At 73.5% G+C, this 12,174-nt stretch carries 6 protein-coding genes; 1 reads left to right on the top strand and 5 read right to left on the bottom strand.

What is annotated here, in order from left to right; genetic code table 11:
- Window positions 1-41: 41 nt before the first annotated feature.
- The 5 genes from SXIN_RS19110 to SXIN_RS19090 all read right to left on the bottom strand — a co-directional run bounded on the left by SXIN_RS19110 (window position 42) and on the right by SXIN_RS19090 (window position 11,356).
- Window positions 42-1,160: a glycosyltransferase gene (locus tag SXIN_RS19110; protein WP_019711640.1), complete on the bottom strand. Its 1,119-nt coding sequence runs from the start codon at window positions 1,158-1,160 to the stop codon at window positions 42-44.
- 92 nt (window positions 1,161-1,252) lie between these two features.
- Complete coding sequence (locus tag SXIN_RS19105) at window positions 1,253-4,144, bottom strand: bifunctional glycosyltransferase/CDP-glycerol:glycerophosphate glycerophosphotransferase (RefSeq protein WP_039824251.1); 2,892 nt, start codon at window positions 4,142-4,144, stop codon at window positions 1,253-1,255.
- A 227-nt stretch (window positions 4,145-4,371) separates the two neighbouring features.
- The gene (locus tag SXIN_RS19100) at window positions 4,372-9,474 is read right to left on the bottom strand and encodes an NAD-glutamate dehydrogenase (RefSeq protein ID WP_019711642.1); all 5,103 of its coding nucleotides are present in this window, start codon (window positions 9,472-9,474) and stop codon (window positions 4,372-4,374) included.
- Window positions 9,475-10,081: 607 nt separating this feature from the next.
- Window positions 10,082-10,744, bottom strand: coding sequence for an HAD family hydrolase (locus tag SXIN_RS19095; RefSeq protein ID WP_039824254.1), 663 nt, complete (start codon window positions 10,742-10,744; stop codon window positions 10,082-10,084).
- Between the two features lie 105 nt (window positions 10,745-10,849).
- Window positions 10,850-11,356 (bottom strand): DUF6912 family protein, encoded by a 507-nt coding sequence (locus SXIN_RS19090; RefSeq protein WP_019711644.1) that lies wholly within the window; start codon window positions 11,354-11,356, stop codon window positions 10,850-10,852.
- Between the two features lie 294 nt (window positions 11,357-11,650).
- On the opposite strand from SXIN_RS19090, the gene SXIN_RS19085 reads away from it, so the two are divergent.
- Complete coding sequence (locus SXIN_RS19085; RefSeq protein WP_238153806.1) at window positions 11,651-12,172, top strand: Rv3235 family protein; 522 nt, start codon at window positions 11,651-11,653, stop codon at window positions 12,170-12,172.
- Window positions 12,173-12,174 lie beyond the last annotated feature (2 nt).

Genomic DNA, 12,174 nt, shown 5'->3' with positions numbered 1-12,174 from the left:
CCCCCGGTGCCCACTTCGCCCACGGCTCCTTCGCCGTCCGTTCAGCGGTCGATCTCGTCGAACAGGGCTTCCCAGCGGTCGAGCACAGCCGGCAGCGCGAGCGGGGCGACGTGCTCCCGTGCCGCACGCCCGAAACGCTTCCGCAGCGCGTCGTCCGCCACCAGTTCGCGCAGCGCGGCGGTGAACGCCTCCTGGTCGCCGGGGCGCACCAGTCTGCCGGTGCGGCCGTCGGCGACCAGCTCCCGCACCCCGTCCGAGAGGTCGAAGCTCACGACGGGCACCCCGCAGGCGGCCGCCTCCGCCACGGCCATCGGGCGCCCCTCGCGCTCGCTGGTGAGCGCGAGCACGGACAGTTCGCGGTAGGCGGCGGCCACGTCGCGCACGCTCCCCCGGAAGACGACCCGCTCCGCGCAGCCGAGCCGGGCGGCCCGCCCGCGCAACTCCGCTTCCAGCGGCCCGTCGCCGAAGAGGTGCAGCTCCCAGCCGGGGCGGTCGGGCGCGATCTCCGCGAAGGCGTCGATCAGCCGGTCCAGCCGCTTGATCTCCTCCAGCCTGCCGACGGCGCCGATCCGCCGGGTGTCGAGCGGGGCGGGCGCGGAGGCCGTGAAGGGCAGCGGATTGGGCATCACGGCGGCGTTCGGCAGCCGCTGCCGGCGGAAGTCGGCCGCGTCGCCCTCACTGAGGAAGAGGGACTTCTCCAGCTCCGGGTAGTGCCGCAGGATCAGCCGGAGGTTCGCCGAGGCGCGTGCCTGTGCGAACGACTCGTGGTACTGGCCGATGCCCTTGAGGTGCGGCCGGTCGACGGCGGACAGCCAGTCCACGGCCCAGGGCGAGCCGATGACGACGTAGCCCCGGCCGGCGGTGGCGAACCGGGCGGCCAGCCGTGCCCGGGCCCGGTCGCGCTCCGCTCGGCGCGCCCGGTTCTCCAGCAGCCGGGCGGGACCGAGGCGTTCGGTGAGGCTGCGGGCCGGGCGGAGAGGCGCCGCGGGAGCGGGGTAGAGCGTGGTGTGCCGGTAGGCGGGGTCGGCGTGGTAGCGGTACGGCTCCGGGCTCGGCCGGATGCCGATCAGCTCGGTGCGGTGCCCGCGCTCGCCGAACCCCTGTGCGAGGGTGTGCAGCACGCGTTGCGAGCCGCCCATCGAGTCGACGTCGATGCCCACGAGAAAGACGGTGCGCGCCCCGGCCGCCGCGCCTGCTCCGGCGCGTGCGCTCCCGTGTGCGCCTCTGTGTGCGCCGGCGCCCGCGCCGCCGCTCACGGTGCGCCCCCCTCGAAGAACCGGTCGACCACGGCCTTGCTCTCCTGTCCGCTGTCCCGGGAGGCGAACATCGCCCGGAAGCGGGCGTACGCCGCCGCCCACTCCCCGGTCACCCGGTCCAGGTCCCGTACCGCCGCCACCAGTTCCGCGGTGGTCCGCAGCATCGGCCCCGGAGCGATGTCCGGCAGGTCGTAGTACGTTCCGCGCGAGCCGCCGCTGTACTCCTCGTAGTCGTCGGTGAACAGCAGGATCGGCCGGCCGAGGGCGGCGTAGTCGAACATCAGGGAGGAGTAGTCCGTCACCAGCGCGTCGGAGGCCAGCAGCAGGTCGTTGACGTCGGTGAAGCCCCGCCCGTCCCGGACCGCGTACCCCAGCTCCGGCGGCACGGTGAACCGGTCGTAGGCGTGCGGGCGGACCACCACGGTCCACTCCTCGCCCAGCCCCTCGGCCAGCTCCGCCAGGTCCACCCGGACCGAGTCGCCGCTGCCCCGCAGGCCGTCCCGGAAGGTCGGCGCGTAGAGCAGCACCCGGCGGCCGTCCGGGATCTGCAGCCGGGCGCGGGCCGCGGCGGCCCGGGCCCGCTGCGCGGGTTCGTCCCAGCGCACCAGGACGTCGTTGCGGGGCAGTCCGCAGCGCAGCAGCTCACCGGTGTAGCCGTTGGCGCGGACGAACGTGCGCTCGAACTCCTCGCTGGGAGCGATCAGGACGTCCCAGCGGGCCACCATGTCCCGGTGGGTGCGCCGCCGCTCCTCGCCGCCCAGCCGCAGTTCGGGGGTGTCGAAGCCCATGTGCTTCAGCGCCTGGCCGTGCCAGGTCTGCAGATAGCGGGTCTCCGGGCGCTTGGCGTAGACGGAGGGGATGCCGTGCGAGTCCACCCAGTACCCGGCCCGCGCGAGCGTACGGACGTACGCCCAGCTGCCGCGCCGGACGAGCGGCACCCCGGGCGGGAAGGACGAGCGGTCCCGCGCGTACGACCACACGCTCCGGTACGGCAGCCCGCGCCGCACCAGCTCCTCGTGGATGTAGCGGGGGCTGTCGGCGTACCCGGCGCCCTCCATCGCCTCGAAGAGCACCAGGTGCCGGTCGACCGGGAGCCGCCACAGCTCGCGCTCCACCATGGCCTTCAGCCGGGGACCCGACAGCCGCCGCCGCAGCCGCCGGGCCTCGCGGTGGACCGGTCCCAGCCGGGGCGCCACCTCGGCCGCCAGGCGCAGCGCGCCTCCACGCCGCCAGCGGAACTCCAGCCGGCCGGCGCCGCGGTCCTCGCAGACGACGCGGAGCTCGTGGCCGCCGAGCGGTCCGGCCCGGGGCAGCGCCGTCCGCAGGGGCCGCAGATCAAGGGGGGCCAGCAGCGGGTCCCGGCGGCTGAGGCCGTGCCGGGTGAGGACGACCACCGGGTGGCGGCGGCCGGCGAAGCCCTTGGCCCGCAGCGGGATACGGCGCGGGTCGAGGGCGATCTCGGCGGTGTACTCGCCGCCGGTGGTGCCGGTCGTGCCGGAAGGCTCGGCTGCGACGGCCGTCGAGGGCTCCTCCGGCTCCGCCCGCCGGTAGCGGAAGGGAACCTTCAGGGGCGGCCCGCCCGCGCTGAGCCACAGCTCGGCCGTCAGCCCGTCCTCCCGGCCCGGCGTCCCCGCGGTGTCCGTGAGCAGCCCCGCCGGGTCGTGGGTGCGCAGGCGCAGCCGGAGCAGCGGCCCGTCGGGTGCCAGGTCCTCGGCCTCGTGGCGTATCCGGCCGCCGGCGAACGGCTGTTCCGTCAGCCGCCACTCGGTGATGTCCAGGTCGGCCGCCGCGTCCGTCCCCGCGTCCGGGAGCCGCGCGCCCCAGTACGTCCGCCCGGCGCCGTCCCGTACCGCGTGGCGCGGTGCGATGCCCGGCCGTCCGAGCCCGCGGGCGCTCTGCCGCACCTCCGCGTACCGGCCCTCGCGGAGCAGCCGCAGACAGACGCGCTCGTCGCGCGGGAGCGACGCGACCGCCTCCGGGGCGAGGCCGTCCAGGTAGGGGACGGTCTCGGCGGCGAAGCGCGCGGTCCACCCGGGGCCGCGGAAGGCCAGATCTCCGAGGTAGAGGCGGAAGTCGTGGTGGAGGAACTTCCGGTCCTTCGCGGGGCGCAGACCGGCGTTGCCGCTCTCCGCCAGAAAGGTGTCGATCATCCGGGCCACGGCGATCCGGTCGACGACGTTACGGATGCGGTGGCGGCTGGAGGAGATCGACGGCCGGGCCGGGTCGGCCGCCAGGTGCCAGGTGTAGACGGGCCACGGGACCACGGCGAACCGGCGGGCCAGGGTGAAGGCGCGGGCGGAGAAGAGCTGGTCCTCGTAGTGGACGCCCTCGGGGAAGCGCAGCCGGTGGCGGGCGATGAAGCCGGCCGCGTAGAGCTTGTTGGTGGAGAGGTGGTCGAAGAAGAACTCCGGGGCCTCCCGGATGCCCTCGACCACCCGTTCGTCCGCGAAGAGGTCCGGGTACCAGAGGCCGGTGGTGCCGGACTCCTCGTAGAGCCGGGTCACCTCGCCGGTGACGAAGTCCGCGCCGGTCCGCTCGGCGGTGAGCAGCAGGGACTTGCAGGCGTGCCGGGGCAGTTCGTCGTCGCTGTCCAGGAACATCAGCCAGGGTGCCCGGGCCTCCTCGATGCCGCGGTTGCGGGGGGCGCTGCAGCCACCGCTGTTCGCGGGGAGCCGGCAGACGCGCACCCGGTCCGGGTCGGCGGCGGCCAGGCGGCGGGCCGTCTCGTGGGAGCCGTCGGTGCTGTGGTCGTCGACGATCACGGCCTCGACGGCGTGCAGCGTCTGCGCGAGGACGGACCGCACGGCGGCCGGGAGGCGGTCGGCGTCGTTGTAGACGATCACGATCACCGAGACGTCCGGGGTCCGCCTCCCCTCTCCGGTCGTCATGCTCATCCCTGCCTTCCGGACGGGCCGGACACGGACAGAACGGGATCATCCGCCGTCCCATCGTACGGAGACGCGGGCAGATCCGCGCGGGGACGGAACGGGCACGGCGGCCCCAGCACCGGGCCGCACGGGCCCGCACGGCCCCCGGAAACGCCGCGCGGGGGCGGCCCGGCCCGAGCCGGACCGCCCCCGCGGTGCGGAGCCGGGCCCCGTCCGCGACGCCCCCGTCAGCGGTGTGCGCGCAGCAAGGTGCGCATGGTGCGCATCGCCACGGAGAGATTGGCCAGATCGAACGCGTCCGAGCCGTGGATCTCGTCGAGCGTGGCCCGGGCGCGGGCCAGGATCGCGCTGTTCTTCCGCTGCCAGGCGTCGAAACGCTGTTCGGGCGTCGAGGTGCCGTTGCCGGCCGCGAGCACATCGGCCGTGAGCGCCGCGTGCGCCGCGAAGAGGTCCTCGCGGATGGCGGCGCGGGCCATCGACTGCCACCGGTCGGAGCGCGGCAGTTCGATGATCCGGTCCATCAGCCGGCTGATCCGCAGCCGGTCCGCGAGGTCGTAGTACACCTCGGCGACATCCAGCGGCGTCTTGTCGTTGCGGTCCGCGATCGCCACGATGTCGAGCGTCGGGAACGCCGACGAGAAGCCCGCCACCCGCGCGGCCAGCTCGCCCGGTACGCCCGCGGCGGTCAGGTCGTCCAGGTTGGCCTGGTACCACTCCAGGTCCGCGCCCCTCAGCAGCTTGGGGAGCTGGGACCAGACGGCCTCCACCCGCTCGCCGAAGAAGTCGATCGTCTCGGCGATCTCCAGCGGCTGCGGGCGGTTGTTGAGCAGCCAGCGGGTGCCGCGCTCCACCAGCCGCCGCGAGTGCAGCCGGATCCGGGTCTGGACGACCGCCGGGACACGGTTGTCCAGCGCCTCCACCGCGTCCCATACGGAACTCAGGCCGAAGATCGCGCGGGCCGAGGTCTGCGCCCGGACGACCTCCGCCGTCGAGGCTCCGGTCTCCTCCCGCATCCGGTGCAGAAAGGTGGTGCCGGCGCTGTTGACCGTGTCGTTGACCAGCACGGTGGTCACGATCTCGCGGCGCAGCGCGTGCCCGTCGATCTGCTCGGGGAACCGCTCGCGCAGTGCCTGCGGGAAGTAGGCGTGCAGCAGCCGCTGGAGGTACGGGTCGTCCGGGAGATCGGTGCCGATCAGCTCCTCGGCCGCGGTGATCTTGTCATAGGCGAGCAGCACAGCCAGTTCCGGCTGGGTGAGGCCGCGGCCGTTCGCCAGCCGCTCCTTGATCTGCCGGTCGGCGGGCAGGAACTCCAGCGCCCGGTCCAGGTCGCCGGTGCGTTCCAGCCGGCGGATGGCGCGCTGGTGGGCGTGGAGCAGGCTGGACGCCTGGGTCACGGCGTTGGCGAGCGCGACGTTCTGCGCGTAGTTGTTGCGCAGGACCAGGGCGCCGACCTCGTCGGTCATCTCGGCGAGCAGCTTGTTGCGCTGCTTGACGGTCATGTCGCCGTTGGCGACGACCGCGTTGAGCAGGATCTTGATGTTCACCTCGTGGTCGGAGGTGTCCACCCCGGCGCTGTTGTCGATCGCGTCGGTGTTGACGTGTCCGCCGGTGCGGTCCGGGCCGCCGTGGACGGCGAACTCGATCCGGCCGAGCTGGGTCGCGCCGAGGTTGCCCCCCTCGCCGATCACCTTGGCGCGCACGTCCCTGCCGTCGACGCGGATGGCGTCATTGGCCTTGTCGCCGACGTCCGCGTTGCTCTCCGAGGCCGCCTTGACGTACGTGCCGATGCCGCCGTTCCACAGCAGGTCGACGGGTGCGCTGAGGATGGCCTTCATCAGCTCGGCCGGGGTCATCTTGGTGATCCCCGCCTCGATCCCGAGCGCCTCCCGGATGTGCGCGTTCACGGGGACGGACTTCGCGGAGCGCGGGTGGATCCCGCCGCCGGGCGAGAGCAGGGAGGCGTCGTAGTCCGCCCAGGAGCTGCGCGGCAGTTCGAAGAGGCGGCGTCGCTCGGCGTAGGAGACGGCGGCGTCCGGGTCCGGGTCGAGGAAGATGTGCCGGTGGTCGAAGGCCGCGACGAGGCGGATGTGCTCGCTGAGCAGCATGCCGTTGCCGAAGACGTCCCCGGACATGTCGCCGACGCCGACGACCGTGAAGTCCTCCGTCTGGGTGTCGTGGCCCAGCTCGCGGAAGTGCCGCTTGACGGACTCCCACGCGCCGCGGGCGGTGATGCCCATGCCCTTGTGGTCGTAGCCCGCGGAGCCGCCGGAGGCGAAGGCGTCGCCGAGCCAGAAGCCGTAGGCGGTGGCGACCTCGTTGGCGATGTCGGAGAACGACGCGGTGCCCTTGTCGGCCGCGACGACAAGGTAGGTGTCGTCCCCGTCGTGCCGGACGACGTCCTCGGGGTGGACCACCTCGCCGCCGACGAGGTTGTCGGTGATGTCGAGCAGACCGGAGATGAAGGTCTTGTAGCAGGCGATGCCCTCGGCCAGCCAGGCGTCGCGGTCCACGGCCGGGTCCGGAAGCCGCTTGCCGACGAAGCCGCCCTTGGCGCCGACCGGCACGATGACGGTGTTCTTCACCATCTGCGCCTTGACCAGGCCGAGGATCTCGGTCCGGAAGTCCTCGCGCCGGTCGGACCAGCGCAGCCCGCCGCGGGCCACCTTGCCGAAGCGGAGGTGGACGCCCTCGACGCGGGGCGAGTAGACCCAGATCTCGTACGCGGGGCGGGGCGCCGGCAGATCGGGGATGGCCTGCGGGTCGAGCTTGAAGGAGACGTAGCCGTGCCAGCGGCGTCCGGTGTCCGCATCCCGCTCGCCGCGTCCACCCTCCGCATGCCGGCCCCCCTTGCCGCTTCCACCCTCCGCATGCCGGCCCCCCTTGCCGCTTCCACCATCCGCATGCTGGCCCCCCTTGCCGCTTCCACCATCCGCATGCTGGAAGTGGTTGGTGCGCAACGTGGCGTTGATGACGGTGAGGAAGGAGCGCAGGATGCGGTCCTCGTCCAGGCTCGCCACCTGGTCGAGGGCGCCCTCGAGTTCCTCCAGCAGCCCGTCGGTGAGCTCGCGGCCGGCCCGCTGCCGTTCCGGGGCCATCCGGGCCTCGAACAGGCTGACGAGCAGCCGGGTGGTGTGGACATTGTGGCGGAGGGTGTCCTCCATGTACTCCTGGCTGAACGTCGAGCCCGCCTGCCGCAGGTACTTCGCGTAGGCGCGCAGCACCATGGCCTGCCGCCAGGTCAGTCCGGCGCTCAGCACCAGCGCGTTGAAGCCGTCGTTCTCGGCCTCGCCCTTCCAGACGGCGGCGAACGCCTCCTGGAAGCGGTCGCGGGCGTCGTCGCCGAGGTAGTCGCCGTCGGTCTTCGGCATCCGCAGCCCGAAGTCGTAGATCCAGGCGGTGGTGCGGTCGGCGCAGCGCAGCTCGTACGGGCGTTCGTCGACGACCTCGACGCCCAGCCGCTGGAGCACGGGCAGCACCGCGGACAGCGAGACCTGCTCACCGGTGCGGTAGATCTTGAAACGGCGTTCGCCCGGGGCGGCGCCCACCGGCTCGTACAGGCTGAGCGCGAAGTCCCGCTCACCCGGGGTGAGCTTCTCCAGGTGCTGGAGGTCGGAGACGGCGCTGCGCGGCGAGTGGTCGGCCTTGTAGCCCTCGGGGAAGGCGTCACCGTAGCGCCGGGCGAGCTCGGCGGCGTACTCCTCGCCGAGCTCGGCGTGGAGTGCCTCGGAGAAGCCGTCGGTCCAGGAGCGGGCGGCCTCGGCGAGGCGTGCCTCGATCCGCTCGGCGTCGGCATCCGTCAGGTCGGGGAGCTCCGTGCCCTGCGGGACCCGGATGACGAAGTGCAGCCGGGAGAGAATCGATTCTGTGTTCCAGGCGGTGAAGTCGACGCTGGTGCCGCCCAGTTCCTCCTTGAGGATGTCGATCAGCCGCAGCCGGACGGTGGTGTTGAAGCGGTCCCGCGGCAGGTAGACCAGGGCCGAGTAGTAGCGGCCGTACTCCTCCTGGCGCAGGTAGAGGCGGAGCCGGCGGCGCTCCTGGAGGTAGAGCACGCTGGTGGCGATGGAGCGGAGCTGGCCGACCGGGGTCTGGAACAGTTCGTCCCGCGGGTAGGTCTCCAGGATCTGCAGCAGGTCGCGCCCGTCGTGGCTGTCGGCGTCGACGCCCGCGCCGGAGAGCACCTCGGCCACCTTGCGGCGGACGACCGGCACGCGGGTGACCGACTCGGTGTACGCGGCGGAGGAGAAGAGGCCGAGGAAGCGGCGCTCACCGATGACGTTGCCGTGGCTGTCGAACTTCTTGACCCCGATGTAGTCGAGGTAGGAGGGGCGGTGCACGGTGGCCCGGCTGTTCGCCTTGGTCAGCACCAGCAGCCGGTGCTCGCGGGCCTTGGCCCGGGCGTCGGCCGGCAGCCGGCTGAACGAGGACGAGACCGGCCGGCCCTCGCTGTCGCGCCGGTGGTTCGGGTCGGAGCGGAGGATGCCGAGCCCGGTGCCCGGGACCGCGCGCAGCGCGTCCTCCTCGCCGCCGCTCTCGCCGGGCACGGACGTCAGCTCGTACTCGCGGTAGCCGAGGAAGGTGAAGTGGTCGGCGGCCAGCCAGCGGAGCAGTTCCCGGGCCTCCTCGACGTCCTGCGCGGGCACGTCCTCGGAGATCGGCTCGGTGTGGAGGTCGTCGGCGAGGCGCAGCGCGGCGCCGTGCATCTTCTCCCAGTCCTCGACGGTCTCCCGGACGTCGGAGAGGACCCGGCGCAGATCCGCGGTGATCTGCTTGAGATCCGCGCGGTCGGTCTCGCGGTCGATCTCGACGTGGATCCAGGACTCGGAGAGCGCGTCGAGCGTGCGCTCACCGGGCGCCCGGCCCGGGTCGAGGACCTCGATCAGCGTGCCGGTGACGTCGCGGCGGACGGGCACCAGCGGGTGAACGACGACGTGGATGCCGCGGCCCTGGCGGGACAGCTCGTTGGTGACGGAGTCGACCAGGAAGGGCATGTCGTCCGTGACCACCTCCACCACGGAGTGGCTGCACGTCCAGCCGTTCTCCTCGACGGTGGGGGTGTACACCCGGACGTTCGCCTTGCCCTGCGGGCGGTTCTCGGCGAGCCGGAGGTGGGAGAGGGCCGCGCCGAGGACGTCGACCGGGTCGCGGTCGACCAGGTCCTCCGCCGCGGTGTGCCGGTAGTAGCGCTGGAGGTAGGCGCGGAGGGCCTCCTCGTCGAGGATTCCGTCGCGGTGGAAACCGGCCGGCTGTCCGCCTCCGGCCGGGCTCTTCTCGGCGACCCGGGCTGCTCGGGCGAGCAGCTCGGCCTTGGCTTCGTCCAGCTTGTTCTGCATGTCGTTCAGGCTCCTGTCGCGCGCCGTTGCGTGACGTGGGTGAGGGTGACGGTGTGCCGCGACGCGGGGAACACGGAGGATCGCGTCGCGTCCGGCCTGATGCCGGGATGAGAGAGGACCGGTCCGTTACCGGCCATGGTCGGCCGCTGGGGCCGCTGCCGCGATCCGGCGCCGCGGGCATCGCCGCGGCGCACCGGGGGGCGCGGTACCGCCGCCGGCCCGCGCCACGGGTTCGGGCCCCGATGGCGACGGCCGGACGAAGGGGCGGCGCTGCCCCCGCGGGATATCGCGCAGATCACGGCCCCAGGCTATCGCTCCGCACACGGGCTGGGTCATCAGCCGATTATTCAGAAGACCGGGGCGAAATTTGACGTTGTGGACAGTGACAGCGGGGGGCACCGGGGGCATTCGGGACGGCCGCCCGACCCCGGCCGGTGGGTTGGACGGCGCACACCGCGGGCAGCGCCGAGGCCGGCGGGACGCCCACCCCGGCGCACGCGGGCGCACGGGAAAGCACCGGCCCAACCCGTGCGATCCGTACGCCCGTTCAGGGGGTTCACCCGCACCGGCGGCAGGCCGGGACGGCGCCGGCGCGCTCCCGGCCCGCTCAGCCGACCAGGGCCTCGGCCGCCTCCACCGCCTCGTCGAGGGTGTCCACGACCGGCACCCCGGCCTGCTCCAGACTGCCCCGGCTGTGCGATCCACCGGTGTAGAGCACGGCCCGCGCCCCGATGTGGCGGGCCGCCACGGCGTCGTCCAGCGCGTCACCGATCACCACGACACGGTCGGCCGGTATCGCGCCCAGCGACGTGAGATGGCTCACCATCTGCTCGGCCTTGCCCACATGGGAGGGGCCCCGGCGGCCGTCCACCCGGGTGAAGTGCTCCTCGATGCCGTGGTTCCGCACGATCGGCACCAGGTGCTCGTGCGGGGCGAGGGAGCACAGCGACTGGGTGTGCCCGCCGGCCCGGCGGCGGTTCAGCAGCTCCTTGGCACCGGGGGTCAGCCCGGCGCTCTCCGCGCGGGCCCAGTAGTGCCGGTGGAAGACCGCGTCCATCCTCTCCCACTCGCTGTCGGTGGGCATCCGCCCCATCAGCCGCTCGTAGAAGCGGGGCACGGGCACGCAGTACAGCTCCCGGTACCGCTCCAGGGTGATCGGTTCCAGGCCGAACTCCGCGAACGAGGCGTTCGTCGCCTCGATCACGGCCTCGATGTCGTGGAAGAGAGTGCCGTTCCAGTCCCACACGATGTGGGCCGTCCGCTGTCCCATGCCCCGACGGTAGCGGCGGGCACCGACAACGCGGCGGCCGGGCACCGGAAACGGCCCCGGACCAGGGGGTTTCCGGCCAACCGGCCAACCGTCCGACCGGGCCCGTCAGTCCAGCAGGTGCTCGATCTCCTGGGTGGCGTACCAGAGCAGTTCGTGGTCCTCGGCGCCGTCCACCGTGAACCGCGCGTCCTCGTCCCCCCGGTCGGCCGCGCCCAGGGCGGCGGCGGCCGCCGCCACGTCCGGCTCGGCGTCCTCCGCGTCGATGTGGACGGCCGCCGCCTTCGTCAGCGGTACGGCCGCCCGGATCCGCACCTCGCCCACGGCCGCGGGGTCCAGGGCCCGGTCCGGGTCCGCGGTGACGAGGCCGTCGGGGACGTCCACGGCCACCACGAGCCTGCGGCGGGGCGCCCCGGGGTCGATGGCGAGCAGCCTCAGCGAAGCCTGCGCGGCCCGGCTCAGCGCCGCGTACTCGAGCTCCTCGACGTCCTCGGAGACGTACCACTCGCGCAGCGCGGGCGTGACGGCGTAGGCGTCCAGCGGGGCGGGGCCCAGTTCGCCCGCCCGCCGGGCCTCGGCGAGTCCGGGCAGGGTGGTGGGGACGTAGACGCGCATGGCTGCCGTTTCTCCTGGGGCACTGGCTGACGGTGCGGCCAGCATACGGGCGGCGTCCTCTTTCGGATTGTCGGGGCGGCCCGCCGGAGACCGCCCTCGGGCCCCTTTCCGGCTTCGACGGGATGACAAATGCCCAGCTCAGCGGCGTGCACTCACTCTGATAGGTGAATCTCTGCGCGCCCCGCTCCGGCCGATCCGCGCAGTTGCGCACCGCTCCCCGCGGCCGTTAGAAGTCTCGGCGGAGCGAAGTTACCGCCCGGTAGAAGCCGGGCGCCGACAGAACGGGGCATCGGTATGGACAGGATCGGTACGGCCGGAACGGGGCGCCGCCCGACGGGCCCGGGCCGGGGACGGAGCGGCCCGCCGGCCCGGCGCGATCCGCGCGGCCCCGCCCCCACGGGCGCCGTCCCCGGGGTGATGGCCCGCCGGCGGCGGGAACGCGAGCTGCTGCCCCGCTACTGGTTCGCGGAACGCCTGCTGCTGACCCTCAGCGGACAGCGCCCGGTCCACTGGATGCTCGGCCACACCGCCGGCCCGGCCTACGACCAGCTGGTACGGCTCGCCCCGCGAGCACCGCTCGCCCCGCCCCGGACCTCCGTCCGGGGCACCGGGCCGGTCCCCGTCGTCGGCCGCTGCGACGAGTACCGGCCGCGTCCGGGCGTCATCGAGGCCTACGCGCGCGTCCTCACCGGCGACCGGGTACGGGCGCTGGCCTTCCGGCTGGAGCACGGCCGCGACGGCCGCTGGCGCTGCTCCGCCGTGGAACTGGGCCCCGAACCCGGCATCCCGGCCGCGCGCGGCGGAACGGGGGTCTGAGG

The organism is Streptomyces xinghaiensis S187, assembly GCF_000220705.2.
Taxonomy (GTDB): domain Bacteria; phylum Actinomycetota; class Actinomycetes; order Streptomycetales; family Streptomycetaceae; genus Streptomyces; species Streptomyces xinghaiensis.
The sequence above is the reverse complement of the archived record's forward strand: the minus strand, read 5'-3'. Positions and strand labels throughout refer to the sequence as shown.